The organism is Nonomuraea mangrovi, from assembly GCF_042681425.1.
Taxonomy (GTDB): Bacteria; Actinomycetota; Actinomycetes; order Streptosporangiales; family Streptosporangiaceae; genus Nonomuraea; species Nonomuraea mangrovi.
Map to the genome: position 1 here is coordinate 64237 of NZ_JBHUFV010000033.1, position 21122 is coordinate 85358.

The following is a 21122-nucleotide window of genomic DNA, read 5'->3' on the forward strand; positions in this document are numbered from 1 at the left end:
TGCTCGGCGAAGGGGCTAGAGGCCGAGGGCGGCCATGGCGGAGTCGACGGCGGGCGGGCGCACGAGCTCGGCGGGCAGGTCGGCGAAGGTCCAGGTGCAGTCGGCGAGCCCGCCCAGTGCCACCACCGCCCCCACCTGCGCGGCCAGGGGCGCGTCGGCGCCGACGAGCATCTCGCCGAGCCGCTCCCGCCAGCCGGTCACGATCTCCAGCAGCCCGAGGTCGTTCAGCGTCGTCATCTCCCGTACCGCGAGCATCATGATGTCGCGATGGCGGTAGTGGAAGTCGAAGTAGCCCTCCAGCAGCGCCCTGGGCTCCATGTCCCCGCGGGCCGTCGCCTCCTCGAGGAACGCCCTGCCCTCCTCGATCAGCGGCACGATGATGCTGCGCACCAGCTCCTCGCGTGAGGCGAAGTGGTAGTAGAGCGCCGGCTTGGTGATGCCGAGCCGGTCGGCGATCTCCTGAAGGCTGGTCCGCTGCACGCCCTGCGCGATGAACAGCTCGCGGGCCACCTGCTGGATGCGTTCTCTGGTCTTTCCTCGTGCCACGGCCACTCAGCTTACTTATCGATCGGTAAAGACGTATTGTTTACTTATCGATAAGTAAGGAGACTCCATGAACATCCTCATCTCCGGAGCGAGCGTCTCCGGCCCCGTGCTGGCCTACTGGCTGAAGCGGCACGGCTTCACCCCGACCGTCGTGGAGAAGGCGCCCACCCTGCGCAAGTCGGGCGGTCACGCGGTCGACCTGTTCAAGCCGGCCATGGACATCGTCGAGCGCATGGGCGCGCTCGACGCGATCATGGAGAGGAAGACGGGCACCGAGTGGATCACGATGATCAGGCGGGGCACCGCCAAGCCGGTGAACATCCAGGTCTCCAGGCTGATGGGGGGAATCTCGGCCAGGCACGTCGAGATCATGCGCGACGACCTCAGTGAGGTCCTCTATGACGCCACCAAGGACGACGTGGAGTACGTCTTCGGCGACTCCATCACCTCGATCTCCGGCGACGGCGAGGTCACCTTCGAGCGGGGCGCGCCGCGCCGTTTCGACCTGGTGATCGGCGCCGACGGCCTGCACTCCAACGTGCGGCGGCTGGTCTTCGGTCCCGAGTCGAGCTTCACGCACTGGCTCGGCGCCTACATCGCGGTCGCCACCATCCCCAACTACCTCGACCTCGGCGACCGGATGGCAGGGATGCCCACCGTCGGCAGGATGGTCGGCGTCTACAGCGCCCGCCACATGGACGACGCCCGCGCCTTCTTCTTCATGCGGCCCGCCGGGCAGCTCGACTACCACTACCGCGACACCGCGCGGCAGAAGGAGCTGTTGCGCGAGCAGTTCGCGGACCTGGGCTGGGAGACGCCCAGGCTGCTCGACGAGATGGACCGCGCCGAGGTGTTCTACTTCGACTCCGTCACCCAGCTGCGCATGGACACGTGGTCACGCGGCAGGGTCACGCTGGTCGGCGATGCGGGCTACTGCCCGGGTCCCGCGGTCGGCGGCAGCACGAGCATCGCGGTCGTGGGCGCCTACGTGCTGGCGGGCGAGCTGGCGAAGGAGCTGGCGGGCGGGCAGGGAGCGGCGAGGGGCGACCACAGCCGCGCCTTCGCCGCCTACGAGAGCGAAATGTCGGAGTACGTACGGCGCAGCCGCGACTTCGCGATGACCGCCGCCAAGCGCCTCATCCCCGGCAGCGGGGCCGAGGTGTGGGCGCTGATCAACGGCGCGCGACTGTTCACCAGTCTGCCCACCCGCCTCACCAGGGCGATCACCAGGCGAGGCGGCGGCAACCTCGGCATGCACGACACGTTCGAGCCGAAGGACTACGGCGCCCTCACGCCAGCACACCCGCCTGCCTGAGCTTGGCCGCCCGCTCCTCGTCCAGTCCCCACGCCGTCAGGTCCTCCAGCCTGGTGGCGGGGGACAGGTCGGGCTCGGAGGTGCCCAGCAGGCGGGGGGCGGGTGTGGGCTGGGTGACCTCGCCGACCGTGGTGAACGTGCCGCGCGCGGTGTTGTGCGGGTGCGCTGCGGCCTCCGCCATGGACAGCACGGGTGAGACGCACGCGTCCGAGCCCTCGAAGACCGCCTCCCACTCGGCTCTCGTCCGCTGCTTGAACGCCGCCTCCAGGCGGAGCCTCAGCGCGGGCCACTGGGCGGGGTCGCCCCTGTCGGGCAGGTCGTCGAGGCCCGCCCTGGTCACGAACTCCGCCCAGAACTGCGGCTCCAGCGCGCCGAGCGCCATGAAGCCGCCGTCGGCGGTCTCGTAGGTGTCGTAGAAGGGCGCCCCCGTGTCGAGCAGGTTGGTGCCGCGCGGACCCCAACCCGACCGGTAGAACATCGCGAACAGCATGGCCGCGCCGTCCACCATCGCCGCGTCGACGACCCTGCCCCTGCCGGTCCTCTCGCGCTCGAACAGGGCCAGCAGCACGCCGTACGCGAGCATGAGGCCGCCACCGGCGAAGTCGCCGAGGATGTTGATCGGCGGCGTGGGCTTGTCGCCCGCGCGCCCGAGCATGGACAGCACGCCCGAGATCGCGATGTAGTCGATGTCGTGGCCCGCGGTCGTGGCCAGGGGGCCGTCCTGCCCCCAGCCGGTCATCCTGCCGTAGACCAGGCGCTCGTTGACCGCGTGCAGGTCGCCGGGGCCGATGCCCAGGCGCTCGGCCACGCCGGGCCTGAAGACCTCGATGACCACGTCGGCGGCCGCGGCCAGCTCCTTGAAGGCCGCCACACCCTCCGCCGACTTCAGGTCGAGCCCGATCGTGCGCTTGCCGCGGTCCATCACGTCCGTGCGCGGCCGTTCGGAGACGGCCGACACCCTGTCGACGCGCAGCACCTCGGCCCCGTGGTCGGCGAGCATCATCCCGGCGAAGGGGCCGGGCGCGAGCCCGGCCAGCTCCAGCACCTTCACTCCTGCCAGCGGTCCCTGAGTCATGTTCAAGAACTTTATTCGGTGCGGCCGCGCCGCGACAGCCCCCGTAAGATCGACACACCGCCCTGTCCGGCGGACCGCCCGCACGCTTGTCACCGGTATGGGAAACTTGCGCCTTATGGCTTCGGAATCCGATCAGCTGGTCGCCCATCGCTACCGCCTGGCCACAGAACTCGGCAGGGGCGGCATGGGCGTGGTCTGGGAGGGCCACGACACGCTGCTGAACCGGTCGATAGCGATCAAGGAGGTGTTACTCCCGCCCGGGCTGTCCAAGTCCGACAGGGAGCGCCACCTGATGCGCACCGCCCGCGAGGCGCGCACGGCGGCCAGGCTCAACCACCCGAGCGTCGTGGCCGTCTATGACGTCGTGGAGGAGGACGGCCGCCCGTGGATCATCATGGAGCTGGTGCGCGCGCCCGCCCTCGACGAGGTCGTCGCCACCCACGGCGCGCTGCCGATCAGGGAGGCCGCAGCAGTCGGCCGCCAGGTGCTGTCGGCGCTCAAGGCCGCCCACGAGGTCGGCATCCTGCACCGCGACGTCAAGCCGAGCAACATCCTGCTGTGCGACGACGGCCGCGCCGTCCTGACCGACTTCGGCATCGCCACAGCCGAGGGTGACAGCTCCCTCACCAGGACCGGCATGGTCACGGGGTCGCCCGCCTTCCTCGCGCCCGAGCGGGTCCGCGGCCTCGACGACATCGGCCCCCCTTCCGACCTGTGGTCGCTCGGCGCGACCCTCTACGCCGCGCTCACCGGACGCTCGCCGTTCGAACGGGGCGAGCCGATGGCCACCCTGTCGGCGCTGCTCGGAGAGGAGCCCGACTACCGCAGGATCCCTCCCGCGCTGCATCCCGTGCTGAAGGGGCTGCTGAAGAAGGAGCCGGAGGAGCGGCTGAGCGCGGCCGAGGCCGACGCGCTGCTCCTCTCGATCGGCGAGCAGCAGGCCGCCAAGCACGACGACGACGATGACGAGCGGCCGTCCTCACGCAGGCGCGGCAGCCGAACGACGCTGATGGCGGCCGCGGCGGCGATCCTGGTCGTGACCGTCGGCGCCGGCGCCTATCTGAAGCTCTCCCCCGAGGCGGCGCAGGGCAGCGCGCGCCTGCCGCAGACCAAGGCCGTCACGCCGGCCTCGACGCCCGCCAACCCTGCCTCCCCGGCGACGCCATCGCCCACCCCCACCCCGGCGGTCTCCAGGACGCCCGTCGCCCTGACCCGGCTGTGGACCTCGCCCGACGGCTGGTCGATCCAGCGGCCGACCAGGTGGAAGGGGGCCCGCTCCCAGGCCTACACGCAGTGGACCCGCCCCGACCGCTCGGCCCACCTCGGCGTCGAGGAGCAGTACGCCACACTCGATCCGCACCAGATCCTGCGCGACGCCGAGGAGAGCATGACCGGGGCCGCGGACGTGCGGACCGTGCGCCGCAAGACCGCCCCACAGGGCGCGGTGGACTGGGAGTTCACCTGGACCGCCGCTCCCGGGCACCCGTGGGCGGCCGAGGGACGGGTCTACCACGAGGTACGGCGCGCGATGGTGGCGGGTGACACGGCGTACGTGGTGTCGTGGACGGTCGCCGAGGAGCAGTGGCGGCGCCACGGCCGGATGATGCGCCAGGTGATGGGCAGCTTCACGCCGGGCTCCTGACGCGGAAGGGGTCCGGCACCCCGGCGGAGCCTCGCCGCGGGCGTGGTCAAGGTCCCGGCGCCGTCCTAGGGTCGGCCTCATGACTCCTTGGAACCTGCTGGCCCTCGCGCCCCTGCCGCCCGACGCGCTTCGCGGCCTGCTCGCCCCGCTCGGCGACGGCGTCACGCTCGTGACCGCGCGCGACAGGGCCGCGATGGAGGCCGCCCTCCCGGACGCCGAGATCGTGCTCGGCGACTGGAGCGGCAGCCTCGCCATGGACGCGGCCGCGGTCGCCGCGGCCCCGCGGCTGGCCTTCGTCCAGCAGCCCTCCGTGGGCGTCGACGGACACGACCTGGCCGCGCTGGCGGCGGCGGGGGTCCCGCTGGCCAACACCGCGGGGGTCAGCGCGACGGCGGTGGCCGAGTGGTGCGTGGGCGCCGCCCTGGCCCTGGCCCGCCGCCTGCCCGCCGCCGACGCGGCCGTCCGCGCCGGCCGGTGGCCGCAGCTCGACCTCGGCCCCCGTGAGCTGTCCGGCTCCCGCGTGGGCATCGTGGGCTACGGCCCGATCGGCGAGCGCTGCGCCCGCCTGTTCGAGGCGTTCGGCTGCCAGGTCTCGCACTGGACGCGGACGCCGCGCGGGGCGGGTCACGCTCCGCTCGAGGAGGTCGTGGCCACCTCCGACGTGCTGGTCGTGGTGATCGCCCTGTCCGACGAGACGCGCGGGCTCGTCGACCCCGCCTCGATGAAGAAGGGCGCGCTGCTGGTCAACGCCGCCCGCGGAGGCGTCGTCGACCAGCGGGCGCTCGTCGACGCGCTGCGCGAGGGACACCTGGCGGGCGCGGCGCTCGACGTCTTCGAGAGCGAGCCGCTGCCGGACGGGGACCCGCTGCGCGACCTGGAGAGCGTGCTCCTCTCGCCGCACGTGGCGGGCGTCACACCCCAGACGACAGGACGGCTCGTCTCCGCCGTCCTTGCCAACCTGGCTGCCGCGCTCGACGGAACGAAGATCATCAACGTCGTCAACGGCGTGCAGGCGCAGGTCCGCAGAAGGGGCGTATCTGGTAAGTAGAGTTTCCTGTCGGTTCGCCGGTCGATAGCGGCTTCACCTGGGACGATAGGAAGTTTTCGAGCGTTTAACGACCCCGACCTGTTCGAGGCTGATTTGGAGAGATACGGTCTTACGGACGATCTCGACCACAGCTTCTGGGGGTGTTTCTGTGACAACGATGTCGGCACACCAGCGGGCCGTCGAACAGATCAGGCAGTCCTATGCCGAGATTCCCGCGGACGCCGCTCCTCGGCTGGCCAAGGCGACCTCGAACCTGTTCAGGTTCCGCGATTCGGGCAAGGCCGCCAAGCTGTCGGCCCGCGACCTCGACGAGGTCATCAGCGTGGACCCGGTCAGCATGACCGCCGAGGTCCAGGGCATGACGACCTACGAGGACCTCGTCGATGCCACGCTGCCGCACGGCCTCATGCCGTACGTCGTGCCGCAGCTGAAGACGATCACGCTCGGGGGGGCGGTGACCGGGCTCGGCATCGAGTCGAGCAGCTTCAGGGACGGCCTGCCGCACGAGTCGGTCGAGGAGCTGGAGATCCTGACCGGCGAAGGGCGCATCGTGGTCGCTCGCGACGACAACGAGCACCGCGACCTGTTCAGGGCCTTCCCCAACTCCTACGGCACGCTCGGCTACGCGCTCAGGATCCGGATCAGGCTCAGGAAGGTCCAGCCGTACGTGCGGCTGACCCACCTGCGCTTCACCGACGCCGCCAAGTGCATGCTGGCCATGCAGGAGATCTGCGAGCAGATGGTGCACGACGGGGAGCCTGTCGACTTCGTGGACGGCGTGTTCTTCGACCCGTCGGAGATGTACATCACGCTCGGCCGGTTCGCCGAGCGCGCCCCGTACACCTCCGACTACACGGGGATGCGCATCTACTACCAGTCGATCCAGAAGAGGGGCCGCGACTGGCTGACCGTGCGCGACTACCTCTGGCGCTGGGACACCGACTGGTTCTGGTGTTCGCGGGCGTTCGGCGTCCAGCAGCCGCTGGTGCGGTCGCTGATGCCGCGCAAGTGGATGCGCTCGGACGTCTACCGCAAGCTCGTCGCCCTCGACCGCAAGTACGGCGTGGTCGCGAGGGTCGACAGGTGGCGCGACGCCCCGGTCCAGGAGTCGGTCATCCAGGACGTCGAGACGCCGGTGGAGAGGGGCGCGGAGTTCCTCGAGTTCTTCCACGCCAAGGTCGGCATGACCCCGGTGTGGATGTGTCCTCTCCGATCGTCGAGTGAGTGGCCGCTGTACCCGTTGGAGACGGGAAAGCTCTACGTCAACTTCGGCTTCTGGGGCCTGGTCCCGTTGCCGCGCGGACAGTTCGACGGTTACTACAACAGGCTGATCGAGAACGAAGTGCACGACCTCGACGGGCACAAGTCGCTCTACTCGACCTCTTTCTATGCCCGTGAGCAGTTCTGGCAGCTGTACAACGGCGATGCTTACTGGCCGGTCAAGCGGGAATACGACCCGAACGGTCGCCTGCTGGACCTGTACGACAAGTGTGTGCGGGGAAGGTGAGAGATGGCTCTGGCGAGCATCTTTGAGAAGATCGTTGGCGCGAACACCAACATCGCGTTCATGGCCTACGACGGTAGCAAGGCCGGTCCCGACGGCGCCGACGTGCGCATCGAGGTGAAGTCCCCCATCGCCGTGGCCTACCTGGCCCAGGCGCCGGGAGAGCTCGGCCTGGCCAGGGCGTACGTGTCGGGACACATCGACGTTCACGGCGACATGTACACCCTGCTCGACCGCATGTGGAACATCACCACCAATGACCTGACCCTCGCCGAGAAGGTCGACGCCGTGCGGGCTCTCGGCACCAAGCCGTTGCTGATGCGCGTTCCTCCGCCGCCTCAGGAGATGCGCAGGAGCACCCTGGCCAGGCTCGGCTCGCGCCACGCCAAGCAGCGTGACGCCGAGGCGATCCACCACCACTACGACGTGTCCAACCGCTTCTACGAGTGGGTGCTCGGCCCTTCCATGGCCTACACCTGCGCGGTCTTCCCTCGCGAGGACGCGACCCTCGAAGAGGCGCAGTACACGAAGTTCGACCTGGTGGCCAGGAAGCTGGACCTCAAGCCCGGCATGCGTCTGCTCGACGTCGGCTGCGGCTGGGGCGGCATGGTCATGCACGCCGCCCGCGAGTACGGCGTCAAGGCGCTCGGGGTCACGCTGTCCAGGCAGCAGGCGGAGTGGGCGCAGAAGGCGATCGTGGACGCGGGCCTGCAGGATCTGGCGGAGGTCCGCTTCATGGACTACCGCGACGTCCCCGAGGGCGACTTCGACGCGGTCAGCTCCATCGGGCTCACCGAGCACATCGGCAAGGACCAGCTGGCCGGCTACTTCGCCGGCCTGTACGGCAAGCTCAGGCCGGGCGGGCGGCTGCTCAACCACTGCATCACCCGCCCGACCAGCACCGAGAAGACGATCAACAAGGGCGGCTTCATCAACCGCTACGTCTTCCCCGACGGCGAGCTCGAGTCGGCCGGCTACCTCATCTCGATGATGGAGAACACCGGCTTCGAGGTCCGCCACGAGGAGAACCTGCGCGAGCACTACGCCCGCACGCTGAAGTTCTGGTGCGACAACCTGGACGACAACTGGGAGGACGCCCTCCAGGAGGTCGGCCAGGGCACGGCCAGGGTCTGGCGGCTCTACATGGCCGGTTGCATCGTCGGCTTCGAGCGCAACAAGGTCCAGCTCCACCAGGTCCTCGGCGTCAAGCTCGACAGGGAGGGCGGCGCGCACGTGCCGCTGCGTCCCTCCGTCGACTGGCCCTGACCGGCACATCGCGAGGACCGCGTCGCCCGGCGGGCGACGCGGTCCTCGCGCGTCACGGGGTGGGGGAGAGCGCGGCCAGTCCCCTTCTGGCGTAGGTGATGCTGCCCGACAGGAGCGTCACGCCCGACAGCACGCCGCTGACGAACGGAACCCATGCCAGGGCGGAGGTGAACGACATGGCCAGGCCGACGATCCCCAGGACGGTCAGGACCACGCCGGGAATCATGATGCTGGGCTCCTTCCACACCGGAGCCAGCGCGACGAAGTGGAGGCCCACGATCAGGGCGATCCACGCGACGTTGGTCTCCGCGGGGCGCTCCATCACGCGCAGCACCTGCAGGCCGCCGAACAGCAGGACGGCCTCCGCGGCGACGATCAGCAGGTAGCCGCGGCCGTACATGGTGCCCCCCGCGGGCGGCTGGGGAGGCTGCGCGCCCGACCTGATGCGCCGACCGGCGCTGAACCACAGGAAGATCGCATACGCCGCGGCGAGGGCCGCGGCCACGCGGAGGACGGTCGCGATCACGGAGCCGAGGGGCCCGGGCGCGTTGACGATCACGAATACCGCACCGAAAACGGCACCGACCAGCATTCCGGTCAGACGATTCTGCATGACCGCAAACCATACAGGTCATCATCATCTTTCACGGAAGTACGCGTTCGCCGCAGAACTAAACATCAGCACCATCGCTCCCAGAACGGCCGCCAGGTGCAGAATGCGACTCGCGGTGAACACGTACGTCATCGCGTCGGCCGAGGCGTAGAACTCGACGACGGAGTTGCCCGCGAGCAGCCACCGGATGGGCTCGATCACCAGCGACAGCGTGCCGAAGACGCCGAGCGTGAGCGCCAGCGCGACCCTGGCCCATGGGCGGCCCTGGCGCAGACACACCGCCAGGAAGACGGCGCCGGCGAACACCGCCAGCCGGAACGCGAGGCCACCGGCGAGATCGGAGAAGGGCGCGCCGGCGGACAGCGCCTGCCCGACGGCGAGGGCGGCCTCGAAGGCGCCCGCGCCGACGGCGGCGAACCAGAGGGTGGCGGAGGCCCTGACGGGAGCGGGGACGGGTTCGAGTGCCGAGAGTGTGGTGACCATGCACCCAGTGTTCACGCGCGCGCATGCCCCGATCAGCCCTGCGCGCACCCATGTCGGGGGTAGGGGGCGCCCTACCCCCGGCCTGAGGTGAGCTCGTCGGTGGCCTCCTGAAAGGCGTTCGCGGCCTTGTCGAAGTAGTCGAACAGCGTCGCTCGCTGCTCGTCGGTGTAGTCGCCGAGCAGCTCCGCCAGCCGCTGCCTGGCCCCCTTGAGCGCCTCGTCGAGCCGTGCGGGCCTGCCGGAGGCCTCGACGATCACCTTGCGCCGGTCGGTGGGATCCGCCACCCGCCGGACGTACCCGCTCTGCTCCAGCCGGTCGATCAGCCTGGTGGTCGCGCCCGTGGTGAGCCCCGCGCGCGCGGCCAACTCGCCCGACGTGAGCGGGCCCGACAGCTCCAGCGTGTTGAGCGCGTAGAGGTCGGTGGCGTTGAGCCCCGCCGATTCGGCGCTGGCCAGGCTGTGCAGGACCACCGCGCTGAGGTAGTGCCGGAAGACCGCGCTCGGTTCCATCGGGGGTTCCTTATCTCGTGCAAGTATTGCACTAGGGAAGATATCACCCCCGATGTCGCCGAGCGTGCCGGAGGCTCGCGGGACCGTGGCCGGACGGCGTGGCGTCAGCGCAGCTCGCGCTTGAGGATCTTGCCGGTGGCGGTCATCGGCAGGTTCTCGCGGAACTCGACGACGCGGGGGTACTTGTAGGCGGCCATGTTCTCCTTGCACCAGGCCACCAGCTCGTCCGCGGTGATCGAGGCGCCCGCGTTCAGGATGATGTACGCCTTGACCTCCTCGCCGTGCGAGTCGTGCGGGACCCCCACGACCGCGGCCAGCGAGACCGCGGGATGGGTCATCAGGACCTCCTCGATCTCGCGCGGATACACGTTGAACCCGCCGCGAATGATCATGTCCTTGGCCCTGTCGACGATGGCGTAGTAGCCGTCGGCGTCGCGGGTGGCGATGTCGCCGGTGCGGAACCAGCCGTCGTTCATGACCTCGGCGGTCGCCTCGGGCCTGTTGTAGTAGCCCTTCATGATGTTGTGGCCGCGGATGGCGATCTCGCCGGGGCCCTCGCCCTCGATCGTCTTCCAGTCGCTGTCGATCAGCCTCATCTCCACGCCCCAGATGGGCGTGCCGATGGTGCCCGGCTTGGTCGGCCTGCCGAGCTGGTTGAAGCTGGCCACGGGGGAGGTCTCCGACAGGCCGTACCCCTCGAGGATGCCGATGCCGAAGGTCTGCTCGAAGTCGCGCAGCACCTCGACGGGCGAGGAGGCGCCGCCGGCCACGGCGAGCTTGAGCGTGGTGGGTGCCTGGCCGCCCTCGGCGTGGATCTTGGTGAGCAGGCCCCAGAACATCGTGGGCACGCCCGCGAAGAACGTCACGTTCTCCTTGAGGATCAGGCCCAGGGCGTCACCCGGGTCGAAGCGCGGCATGAGCACGAGCGTGCCGCGGCGGCGGAAGCCGGTGTTCATCACGACGGTCTGGCCGAAGGAGTGGAAGAGCGGGAGCACGGCCAGATAGATGTCGCCGCCCGGCGTGCGCGGGAACATCTCGTCGCTCACCATGGCGTTCATCAGCATGTTCTGGTGACTGAGCTCGGCGCCCTTGGGCTGGCCCGTCGTGCCGGAGGTGTAGAGGATGACCGCGGTGTCCTCGGGAGCGGTCTGCACGGTCTGGAACTCGCCCGGCATGCCGTTCAGCGCCGCCCAGATCGACTCGCCGTACTCGGACTCGGTGGCGAGCGGCGTGGCAGGCAGCACGAAGAAGTGCTCGCACCCCTCGGCGGCCTCGAAGCCCGCCTTACCGCGCTCGCCGAGCGGCAGTTCGGGGGTGCCCTCGAAGCAGAACAACGCCTTGGCGTCGCTGTCGTCGAGGTGGTAGGCGATCTCCCTGGACTGCAGCAGCACGTTCAGCGGCACGACCGTCGCGCCGGCCTTGAGGATGCCGAAGTAGACGAAGGGGAAGTAGGGCACGTTCGGGCATGCGAGCGCGACCTTGTCGCCCTTGCCGACGCCGCGCGCCACCAGCAGGTTCGCCACCTGGTTGGCGATCGTATCCACCATGGAGTACGGCAGGCGCAGATCGCCGAAGACGACGGCCGTGTCGTCGGGCGCGGTGCGGGCGCTGTCCTCGAGGACGATCGACAGGTTGAGCATGGCAGGCCTTCCTCCCTCGCTTACTCCTACGCGCGCCATCTTGGCAGCAACTACATACCAACCGGTAGGTAACAAAGGTTACAGATGCATATGGACGAGCCCGGCGAGGTGACGTATGCACGTCCTGTGGAGTATGACTACGTGATCGTCGGCGCGGGCTCGGCGGGCTGCGTGCTGGCCAACAGGCTGACCAGGGATCCCTCGGTGAGGGTGGCGCTCATCGAGGCGGGCGGACCGGACGACAGGCTGGAGATCCGCATGCCCGTCGCCTTCGCCAAGCTCTTCAAGACCGACTACGACTGGAACTACTCCACCGCCAAGCAGGACGAGCTGGCAGGGCGCGAGCTCTACTGGCCGCGCGGCCGCGTGCTCGGCGGATCCTCCTCGCTCAACGCCCAGATGTGGGTGCGCGGCCACCGGCGCGACTACGACCAGTGGGGCGTGCCCGGCTGGGGCTACGACGACGTCCTGCCGTACTTCCACAGGGCCGAGCGCCGCGTCGGCAGCAACACCGGCGGCGTGTACGGCGCGGCGGGACCCGTGCACGTCTCCGAACTCCGCAGCCCCAGCCCCGTCACGCGAGCCTTCCTCAAGGGCTGCGAGGAGCTGGGCATGACCAGGCTCGACGAGCTCAACGGGCCGTCGAACGAGGGCTGCAGCCCCACCCCCGTCACCCAGAACCGCGGGCGCAGGTGCAGTGCCGCCGACGCCTACCTGAAGCCCGTGCTCAGGCGGCGCAACCTGACCGTCGTCACCGGCGCGCGGGTCGAGCGCGTGGTCTTCGACGGCAGGAGGGCGGTGGGCGTCGAACACGACGGCGGCGCCAGGATCACCGCCAGGCGCGAGGTCGTGCTGTCGGCAGGCGCGATCGGCTCCCCGTACCTGCTGCTGCTGTCGGGCGTCGGCGCGGCCGGCGAGCTGAAGGAGGCCGGCGTGCCGGTGGTCCACGACCTGCCCGAGGTCGGCAGGAACCTGCAGGACCACCTCGCCTCGGCCGTCTACATGAGCTGCCCGCAGCCGATCACCCTCACCAAGGCGGCGGAGAGCCTCGGGAACCTGCTGCGCTACCTGGTGCTGCGCAACGGCCCGCTGACCACGAACGTGGGCGAGGCCGTCGCCTTCGTCAGGACCTCGCCCGAGGAGCCCGCGCCCGACATCGAGCTGGTCTTCGCTCCCGGGTTCTTCTTCGAGCACGGGCTCGTCGCGCCCACCGAGCACGGGCTGACCATCGGCGCGGTGCTGCTGCAGCCGCAGAGCAGGGGAAAGGTGGGGCTGAGCGGCCGCGACGCGGCCATCGACCCCCGCTACCTGACGGATGAGGCCGATCTGCGCAGGCTGGTGGCGGGATTGAGGACGGCCAGGCGGATCTTCGAGACCGGCGCGCTCAGGCCGTACGTGTCGGGGCCGATGGCGCCCTACGCGGGGCAGGGCGGCGAGGAGGAGCTGGCGCAGTGGGTGCGCGAGCGCGCGGAGACCCTCTACCACCCGGTGGGCACCTGCAGGATGGGCGCCGACGCCGGCTCGGTCGTGGACCCCGAGCTGCGAGTGCGTGGGGTGGAGAGACTGCGGGTGGCCGACGCCTCGATCATGCCGACGCTCAACCGCGGACACACCCACGCCCCCGCCGTCATGATCGGCGAGAAGGCCGCGGACCTGCTGGCCTCGGCCTGACAAAGGCCCTTCCAGAGGCGGCGTGGACCCTTGACGTAAGTGAACACTTGCGTCAACGATGGCGGCATGGACATCGATCTGTCGCAGATCCCGTTCTGGGGACTTCCACAGGCCGAGCGGATGAACGCCTTCAGGCGGCTGCGCGAGCTGGACCGGCCGGTGTTCGTCAAGGAGAACGTGGTCCCCTTCATCGGCGCGGGCGAGGGCTACTACGCCCTGGTACGGCATGCCGACGTGACCGAGGCCAGCCGCAACGCCGGGGTGTTCAGCAGCGAGCCCTGCTCCAACAGCATCCCCGACATGCCGCGGTGGCTGGCCGTGTACTTCGGCTCGATGATCAATATGGACGACCCGCGGCACGCCAGGCTGCGCAGGATCGTCTCCAGGGCCTTCACGCCGCGCATCCTGGCGAAGATGGAGGACGACCTGGCCGTGGCGGCGGCCGAGATCGTGGACGCCGCGATCAAGGAGGGTCCGGGCGACTTCGTCGAGCAGGTCGCCGCCAGGCTCCCGGTGCGCGTCATCTGCGACATGATGGGGATTCCCCCGAAATTTCATGACATGGTGCTGCGCCGTACCAACGTGATCCTCGGCAACGCCGACCCCGAGTACACCGGCATCAGTCCCGACCTCAACCGCTGGAACGTCGCCAAGGGCCTCGGCAAGCTCCTGCACGCGGGCCACTCGCTCAACCGCCTGGCCGCCACGCTCGGCGACGAGCGGCGCAAGCGCCCCACGGGCGACCTCGTCAGCCTGCTGGTCAACGGCGAGGAGCGGCTCACCTCCCAGGAACTGGGCTCGTTCTTCATCCTGCTGGTCGTGGCGGGCAGCGAGACCACCCGCAACGCGATCGCCTACGGGCTCAAGCTGTTCACCGATCATCCCGAGCAGCGCGAGCACCTCATGGCCGACTTCGACGGGCGGATCGTCAAGGCGTGCGACGAGATCGTGCGCTACTCCACCCCGGTGATCCAGTTCCGCAGGACCGTCACCCAGGACCACGGGATGTACCACAAGGGCGACAAGGTGCTGCTCTTCTACAACTCCGCCAACAGGGACGAGGCGGTCTTCACCGACCCCGACGCCTTCGACATCACCCGCGACCCCAACCCGCACGTCGGCTTCGGCGGTCCGGGGCCGCACTACTGTCTCGGCGCGCACCTGGCGCGCAGGGAGATGACCGTCATGTTCCGCGAACTGTTCACCAGGCTGCCGGCCATCCACACCGTGGGAGAGCCCGACTTCCTGCTCTCCAACTTCATCAACGGCGTCAAGCACCTGCGGTACGCGCACTGATGGGACAGGAGGGGCGTGGCACACTTGCCGCCATGGAGATCAGGACTGTCCATGCCAACGGGCTGGAGTTCGCGTATCTGGCGTTAGGCGAGGGCCCCCTCGCCCTCTGCCTGCACGGCTTCCCCGACACCGCGCACACCTGGCGCCACCTCATGCCGGAGCTGGCCGAGCGCGGCTATCGCGCGGTCGCGCCCTTCCTGCGCGGCTACGCGCCCACCGAGATCCCCGCCGACGGCGCCTACGAGGCCGCGGCCCTCGTCGCCGACGTCCACGCCCTGCACGAGGAGCTCGGCGGCGACGAGCGGGCCGTGATCATCGGCCACGACTGGGGAGCCGTTCCCGTGTACGGCACGACCGGCCGCTTCCGCAGGTCGGTGGCCATGGCCGTGCCACCGATCGGCGCGTTGCTGACCGGGTTCACCGAATACGAGCAGCTCAAGCGCTCCTTCTACGTCTTCCTCTTTCAGACGGGCCTGGCCGAGAGCGCCGCCGCCGCGCCTGGCTTCATCGAGGGGCTGTGGCGCGACTGGTCACCCGGCTACGACGCCACCCGCGACCTGGAGTTCGTCAGCCGGAGCATCGGCGCGCCCGCCAACCTCGCCGCCGCCATCGGCTACTACCGCGCCATGCTCGGCACCACTCCGCCCTCGGGCCGCCACCCCGCCCCTCCCGCTCCCGACAGGCCCGTCCTCTACCTGCACGGCGCGCAGGACGGCTGCCTCGGCGAGCACCTGGTCAAGGACGCGCCGGCTCACCTGCCCGAGGGCTCCAGGGTGGAAAGGATCGCGGGGGCGGGCCACTTCCTGCACCTGGAACGCCCCCGCGAGGTCAACGACCTGATCCTCTCCTGGCTGGAGGGCTGAGCACCGCGATCACCGGGTGCCTGCCCATGAGGCTCAGCCGGACCGCCCTGTCCACCGCGAACCCCGCAGGCTCGACGTCGTCGGGCAGCAGGGCGACCACCCTGCCCCGCGGCGCCAGCACCCGCCGCACCTCTCGCCACAGCCTGTCGCCGTCGGCGGCCGGCAACCCCGCCATGGCCACCTGGCGGTCCCACGGCGGATTGACCAGCACGACGTCGACGCTGCCAGCGGGCAGCGGGACGCGGCCCGCGTCGGCCACCAGCCACCCGATCCCGCGCGCGTCCACCGCGTTCCCTGCCTGCCCGGCGTTGCCCGCGGCGACTCGCACCGCCGCGGGGCTGAGATCGGCGCCGAGGTAGCGGGGCCCAGGAACGCAGGCGAGGGCCTCGACGAGCGTCGTGCCCGCACCGCAGCACGGGTCGAGCACCGTACGCGCCCGCTCCAGCCCCGCCATCCTGGCCATCGCGGCCGCCACCGGCGGATGCAGCGTGCCGGGGACCGTGGCGAGCTTGTACGGCCTGCGATGCAGCGGCCGGTCGGCGATCCTCAGGCCGATCACCGCCTCGTCGTCCTGCACGCTGACCCGCCAGGACAGCGTGCAGGGCGGCGGCGGCCCATGCCTTCTCGAGTGGTACGGCACGCCGAGCCGCCCGGCCAGCTCGGCCCCCACGGCGTCCTCGACGTCGTAGCGCGTGAACGTGCGCCTGCCGAGGAAGGAGGCGGACACGTCCAGGCCCTTCACCTCCGTCGAGCCGCCGAACGCCGCCTTCAGCGCCACCAGAGCGGCGGCGTCGACCCCGCGCGCCGCCGCGCGCAAGCCGTCGAGGGCGGCCTTGGTGTGCCCGATCCGTCCTGCCACGGCGCCCGCCAGCAGCACGTCGTCAGCCGTTCGCAGCCCCAGCACGCCGGGATCGGGAACCGCGCGCCTGAACCACACCTCGCGATGCCGTCGCCGGACGGCACCGCCGATCTCCTCGGCCACCAGCGGCTCCAGGCCGCGGACAGTCCTGGCCACCAGGAGCGTATGCACTTGTCTTCTCCCACGTCGCGACCCGGGGCGGCGGCATGCCGTCCCGCATCACCGGCGGTGGGCTGGTGCTCGCGAAAAGCGGCCACGGCCCGCCGGCGGGTCGTCAACGTCGGAAGAAGAACGTCACGCGGCAGAACCTAGCGGGGGCGCAGAGGCGGGTTCAACACATTTACGTGGAGCGCCCGTGGACGGACGCCTGGCCGCCTACCTTCCCAGCACGAGGCTGGCGTTGTGCCCGCCGAACCCGAACGCGTTGACGAGGACCGCGCCGTGGGGGAGCGGCGCGGCCGATCCCCTTACGACGTCGAGCTCGATCCTCGGGTCAAGGGTGTCCAGGTTGATGGTGGGGGGCACCAGGCCCTCCACGATCGAGCGCACCGCCGCGACCGCGGCCACGCCGCCCGCGCCCCCGCACAGGTGGCCGAGCATCGACTTGATCGCGGTCACCGAGGGATGCCCGCCGACGGCCCTGCCGATCGCCTCCGCCTCCACGGGGTCGCCCTCGGGGGTGGAGGTGGCGTGCGCGCTGACGTGCCCCACGTCGACGGGGTCGAGCTCCGCCTCCCGCAGCGCCGCCGTGATGGCCCGGGACTGCCCTTCCACGTCGGAGGCGGTGATGTGGACCGCGTTCGACGTGATCGCCGCCCCCGCCAGCGTCGCCAGCACGCGGGCGCCGCGTGCGGCGGCGAACGCGGCCCGCTCCATCACGACCAGGCCCGCGCCCTCGCCGAGGACGAACCCGTCCCTGCCGGCGTCGAACGGCCTGGAGGCCAGCTCGGGCTCGTCGTTGCGCTTCGACAGCGTCCTGGCCTGGGCGAACCCGGCCAGCGTCAGCGGGTGGACACACGCCTCCGCGCCGCCGGCGACCACCACGTCCGCCCTGCCGAGCCTGATCAGGTCGAGGCCCATCGCGATCGCCTCGGAGCCGGACGCGCACGCGCTCACAGGGGCGTGGGCGCCGCCGCGCGCGCCGAGCTCGATGCTCACCCAGGCGGCGGGGCCGTTGGCCATGAGCATGGGCACCGTGTGCGGCGAGACCCTGCGCACACCCTCCTTCTCCAGGATGTCGTCCTGGCCGAGCATGGTCAGCGCGCCGCCGGTGCCCGTGCCGATGACGACGGCCAGCCGTACCGGATCGACCTGGGGGCTGCCCGCGTCGGCCCACGCCTCCCGGGCCGCGACGAGCGCGACCTGCTCGCACCGGTCGAGGCGGCGGGCCAGCGGTCTGCCGAGCACCTCGGCGGGATCGTCGGCCAGCAGCGCCGCGATCCGCGCGGGCAGGTCCCACTCCGTCGTCCGGACACCTGAACGGCCGGCCAGTAGCCCCTCCCACGTCGTCGTCACGTTCCCGCCGAGCGGGGTGGTCGCGCCGAGCCCGGTGATCACCACGTCAGATCTCATGTGTTCCACGCTGCAGCGCGAAGATCGCCGGTGTGGATGCCGCAACCGACGAACGTCGGAGCCAGATGTTGTCGGACCCGCACACAATCTTGACGTAAGTGGTCACTTTCGCCAACTATGGAGCCCATGACGCTCGTGGACTTCGACCTGTCGGACCAGGCTTTCTGGGCGTTGCCCATGGCCGAGCGCGAGGCGGCGTTCGCCCGGCTGCGCGCGCTCGACGAGCCCGTCTTCTTCGAGGAGATGGAGGTGTCCTTCGCCCCGAAGGGGCCGGGCTACCACGCGCTGGTACGGCACGCCGACATCCTCGAGGCCAGCCGCAACCCCTCGGTCTTCTGCTCGGGCGACGGCGGCGCGACCAACATCCCCGACATGCCCGCCGAGTTCACCGAGTACTTCGGCTCGATGATCAACATGGACGACCCCCGGCACGCCAGGCTGCGCCGGATCGTCTCGCGGGCCTTCACCCCCAAGATGATCAAGCAGTTCGAGGCGGACGTGGAGTCCGCGGCCGCCCGCATCGTCGACGACCTGCTGGCCAAGGGGCCCGGCTGCGACTTCGTCACCGAGGTGGCCGCCAGGCTGCCACTGAAGATCATCTGCGACATGATGGGCATCCCGGAGAAGGACTACCAGTTCGTCTTCGACCGCTCGAACTTCATCCTCGGCGGCTTCGACCCCGAATACACCGGCTCGGACGTCAGCGACATCGCCACCCGCCTGCTCAACGCGGGTTTCGAGCTCCAGCAGCTCGTGCAGGACCTGGCCGCCTACCGCGCCGAGCACCCCACGGCCGACCTGACCTCCTCGCTGGTCAACGCCAACCTCGACGGCGAGCGGCTCACGCTGCAGGAACTCGGCTCCTTCTTCATCCTGCTCGTCGTCGCCGGCAACGAGACCACCCGCAACGCCATCTCCTACGGCCTGCGTCTGCTCACCAAGAACCCCTCCCAGCGGGCCCTGCTGCTGTCCGACATGGAGATGCGCCTGCCCGGCACCGTGGAGGAGATCGTACGGCTGGCCTCGCCCGTCAACTTCATGCGCCGCAAGGTCACCCGCGACTTCGAGATGAACGGCCACCTCTACAGGGCCGGCGAGAAGGCCGTCCTGTTCTACTGGTCGGCCAACAGGGACGCCGAGGTCTTCACCGACCCCGACGTCTTCGACATCACCCGCAGCCCCAACCCCCACGTCGGCTACGGCGGTCCGGGCCCGCACTTCTGCCTGGGCGCCCACCTGGCCCGCAGGGAGATCACGGTGATGTTCCGCGAACTGCTGCACAGGGTGCCCGGCATCGAGGGCGGCAGGCCCGACCGCCTGCACTCGGCCTTCATCAACGGCATCAAGCACATGGAGTGCACGTTCTGACCCCGCCGGGACGGGGGCGCGAGGTCAGGAGGCGGCGGTCAGCTTGATCTGCTTGAACACGCTGTTGATGTCGGGCAGCAGTTCCTTCTGTTCCGACGGCACCGACATGTAGACGATCGCGGGCACGTCCGCGCCCGTGCTGACCGCGGCCGCGACCACGGTCGTCTTCACCCCGTCGACCGTGATCTCGTAGGCGTTGAGCTGCCCGGGCAGGCCGCCGATCTTCAGCGCCTGGGTGGCGGTCTTCCTGGCGGCGTTCGGGGTGGAGAAGTACAGCTTGCGGGCCGACACCACCACAGCCTTGATCACCGGCTCGAGGTTCTCCGGCGAGGTGTAGGTGGCCGCCAGCTTGGCGGGCAGAGGGCCGGTCATCACCTGGGCGACGACCTGCTTGCCCGCCGTGTCGGTGCCGGCGGGGGCGAACTGGCGGGTGCTGTAGCCGAACGTGGACTTCATGGTGCTGCGCAGGTCCGGCTTCCAGGTGCCGCCGAGGCGCGGCACGGAGATGCCGGCGGAGGGGTCGGCGGTCACACCCGTGACGGGGGACGCCTCGCCCTGGAACCTGGGCAGGCGGCCGACGGACGGCTTCTTGGTCGGCGGCTTCTTGTTGACGGACGCGGACGCGGACGGCTCGGCGGAGGGGGCGGCCGACGTTTCGGAGGCCAGCGGCCCGGCGATGAAGGCCCACAGGAGGGCGGCGACCAGCGCGATCGCGACCGAGCCCGCCAGGGCGTAGATCCAGACGGGCTTGCCCGAGCCCTCGTCGGCCTCGTCCTCGCCCATGGCCTCGTAGTTGTCGCCGAAGACGGTGTCCCAGAGCTCCTGCTGGCGCTCGGGCGGAGGAGTGCGGGAACCGCTGATCTGCCCGGCGGTGACGAAGCGGTTGTCCGGATCGGAGGGGTCGCGGCTCAGGTTGGCGCCCGGACGCGGCTCGCCTGGCGCGCCCTGCGGCAGGGCGTCGGGAGCGTGTGCGCCGGGTCCGGCCGCGTGGCCGTCCCGCATGGCGCGGGGGTCGGCGGGCCCGTGCTGGGGCTGCCCCTGGACGGGCGGCATGCCGGGCTGCTGGATGGGCTGCTGGCCCGGGTGCTGTGGCGCGAGCCCCGCCTGGCCGCCCGCCACGGGCGGAGCGCCGGCGGGCGGGGGGCCCGCCTGCGGATAGGCGGCCTGCGGATGGGCCTGCGAGCGGGCGGCGTGGGGGTCACCCGCCTGATGGTGGGGCGGGAGCGGGTCGAGGCGGGGGTGGGAGGGGTTGGTCCCCGCTCCGAGCGGGTCGGCCGGGTCGATGCCGAGTGGGCCGGTCCCCGGCGGCGGCGCGGGGGAGTCCCTCGGCGGCCACGGCGCGGGAGCCGACAGGTTGGACCAGGCGGGCAGCGGCTCACGAGTCGGCGGTTGTTCGGGCCACGCGGGCGACGAGCCGCCGGCGCGAGGGGCCTCGGGCCAGGAGCCCGAGGCGGGCTCGATGCGCCCTGACTCCGGCCAGGAGGTGGGAACGGGCTCCTCGCGCGAGGTTTGGGGCCACGACGTCGGCACGTCAGGCCAGGACGGCGGCAAGGGTGACGCTCCGGAATTCTCCGTTGCCATTGCTGCCGTACCTCCCGAGGTTATGTCCGGATTGGACGCACCCGGCATGATCTCATGCAAAGCCGGTGGTTCCGCAGCAAAACGTGAGAAGCCAGTGGGATCGGTCGGCGGGTCCTGCATGGGCAGGTCGTCGGGGTCCCATCCGGGCTCAGCTGGGCGCGCCACGGTGACGAGAGTAATCTAAAGGGACATAAAAGGGCACATGGGGCGTAGGTCGTCGGGTGGGGAGGGCGGGGACCGAAGCCGGCGCGGCTGGGAAACGCTCCATACA

General features: G+C 70.4%; 18 protein-coding genes. 9 read left to right on the forward strand and 9 right to left on the reverse strand.

Translation table 11 applies throughout. The features are described from left to right. Positions 1-15 precede the first annotated feature (15 nt). A complete protein-coding gene (locus ACFSKW_RS18830; protein ID WP_379573556.1) occupies positions 16-546 on the reverse strand; it encodes a TetR/AcrR family transcriptional regulator in 531 nt (176 codons plus the stop codon). Between the two features lie 67 nt (positions 547-613). On the opposite strand from ACFSKW_RS18830, the gene ACFSKW_RS18835 reads away from it, so the two are divergent. Beyond that, positions 614-1861, forward strand: coding sequence for an FAD-dependent monooxygenase (locus ACFSKW_RS18835; RefSeq protein WP_379573557.1), 1248 nt, complete (start codon positions 614-616; stop codon positions 1859-1861). On the opposite strand, the gene ACFSKW_RS18840 is transcribed toward ACFSKW_RS18835, so the two are convergent. Further along, positions 1836-2936: a CaiB/BaiF CoA transferase family protein gene (locus ACFSKW_RS18840; protein WP_379573558.1), complete on the reverse strand. Its 1101-nt coding sequence runs from the start codon at positions 2934-2936 to the stop codon at positions 1836-1838. The genes ACFSKW_RS18835 and ACFSKW_RS18840 overlap by 26 nt on opposite strands. Positions 2937-3051: 115 nt before the next feature. Here ACFSKW_RS18840 and ACFSKW_RS18845 point away from each other — a divergent pair, with 115 nt between their 5' ends. The 4 genes from ACFSKW_RS18845 to ACFSKW_RS18860 all read left to right on the forward strand — a co-directional run bounded on the left by ACFSKW_RS18845 (position 3052) and on the right by ACFSKW_RS18860 (position 8396). After that, a complete protein-coding gene (locus tag ACFSKW_RS18845) occupies positions 3052-4578 on the forward strand; it encodes a serine/threonine-protein kinase (protein WP_379573559.1) in 1527 nt (508 codons plus the stop codon). A gap of 79 nt (positions 4579-4657) precedes the next feature. Next, a complete protein-coding gene (locus ACFSKW_RS18850) occupies positions 4658-5626 on the forward strand; it encodes an NAD(P)-dependent oxidoreductase (RefSeq protein ID WP_379573560.1) in 969 nt (322 codons plus the stop codon). Positions 5627-5783: 157 nt separating this feature from the next. Further along, on the forward strand, positions 5784-7133 hold the full coding sequence (locus ACFSKW_RS18855; protein WP_379574555.1) for an FAD-binding oxidoreductase: 1350 nt from the start codon (positions 5784-5786) through the stop codon (positions 7131-7133). A gap of 3 nt (positions 7134-7136) precedes the next feature. Beyond that, entirely contained in the window at positions 7137-8396 is a 1260-nt protein-coding gene (locus ACFSKW_RS18860; protein ID WP_379573561.1) for a class I SAM-dependent methyltransferase, read from the forward strand. Between the two features lie 52 nt (positions 8397-8448). Here the strand turns inward: ACFSKW_RS18860 and ACFSKW_RS18865 are convergent, their stop codons facing one another. The 4 genes from ACFSKW_RS18865 to ACFSKW_RS18880 form a co-directional block, all read right to left on the reverse strand. Continuing rightward, positions 8449-9009: a hypothetical protein gene (locus ACFSKW_RS18865; RefSeq protein ID WP_379573562.1), complete on the reverse strand. Its 561-nt coding sequence runs from the start codon at positions 9007-9009 to the stop codon at positions 8449-8451. Between the two features lie 24 nt (positions 9010-9033). Next, positions 9034-9492 (reverse strand): hypothetical protein, encoded by a 459-nt coding sequence (locus ACFSKW_RS18870; protein WP_379573563.1) that lies wholly within the window; start codon positions 9490-9492, stop codon positions 9034-9036. 71 nt (positions 9493-9563) lie between these two features. Further along, positions 9564-10001: a MarR family winged helix-turn-helix transcriptional regulator gene (locus ACFSKW_RS18875; RefSeq protein WP_379573564.1), complete on the reverse strand. Its 438-nt coding sequence runs from the start codon at positions 9999-10001 to the stop codon at positions 9564-9566. A 104-nt stretch (positions 10002-10105) separates the two neighbouring features. Then, on the reverse strand, positions 10106-11641 hold the full coding sequence (locus ACFSKW_RS18880) for a long-chain-fatty-acid--CoA ligase (protein ID WP_379573565.1): 1536 nt from the start codon (positions 11639-11641) through the stop codon (positions 10106-10108). A gap of 126 nt (positions 11642-11767) precedes the next feature. Here ACFSKW_RS18880 and ACFSKW_RS18885 point away from each other — a divergent pair, with 126 nt between their 5' ends. The 3 genes from ACFSKW_RS18885 (at position 11768) to ACFSKW_RS18895 (ending at position 15471) form a co-directional block, all read left to right on the forward strand. Further along, entirely contained in the window at positions 11768-13312 is a 1545-nt protein-coding gene (locus tag ACFSKW_RS18885; protein WP_379573566.1) for a GMC family oxidoreductase, read from the forward strand. Between the two features lie 66 nt (positions 13313-13378). Next, positions 13379-14608, forward strand: a complete 1230-nt coding sequence (locus ACFSKW_RS18890; protein ID WP_379573567.1) for a cytochrome P450 — start codon at positions 13379-13381, stop codon at positions 14606-14608. 32 nt (positions 14609-14640) lie between these two features. After that, entirely contained in the window at positions 14641-15471 is an 831-nt protein-coding gene (locus ACFSKW_RS18895; RefSeq protein WP_379573568.1) for an alpha/beta fold hydrolase, read from the forward strand. Here ACFSKW_RS18895 and ACFSKW_RS18900 read toward each other — a convergent pair. After that, positions 15437-16501, reverse strand: coding sequence for a TRM11 family SAM-dependent methyltransferase (locus tag ACFSKW_RS18900; protein WP_379573569.1), 1065 nt, complete (start codon positions 16499-16501; stop codon positions 15437-15439). The two genes, ACFSKW_RS18895 and ACFSKW_RS18900, sit on opposite strands and share 35 nt — an antisense overlap. Before the next feature lie 204 nt (positions 16502-16705). After that, positions 16706-17902 (reverse strand): beta-ketoacyl-[acyl-carrier-protein] synthase family protein, encoded by a 1197-nt coding sequence (locus ACFSKW_RS18905; RefSeq protein WP_379573570.1) that lies wholly within the window; start codon positions 17900-17902, stop codon positions 16706-16708. Between the two features lie 126 nt (positions 17903-18028). Between ACFSKW_RS18905 and ACFSKW_RS18910 the strand changes: the two genes are divergently transcribed. Then, entirely contained in the window at positions 18029-19270 is a 1242-nt protein-coding gene (locus tag ACFSKW_RS18910) for a cytochrome P450 (protein ID WP_379573571.1), read from the forward strand. Between the two features lie 24 nt (positions 19271-19294). Here the strand turns inward: ACFSKW_RS18910 and ACFSKW_RS18915 are convergent, their stop codons facing one another. Continuing rightward, the gene (locus ACFSKW_RS18915) at positions 19295-20800 is read right to left on the reverse strand and encodes a hypothetical protein (protein WP_379573572.1); all 1506 of its coding nucleotides are present in this window, start codon (positions 20798-20800) and stop codon (positions 19295-19297) included. Positions 20801-21122: the final 322 nt, after the last annotated feature.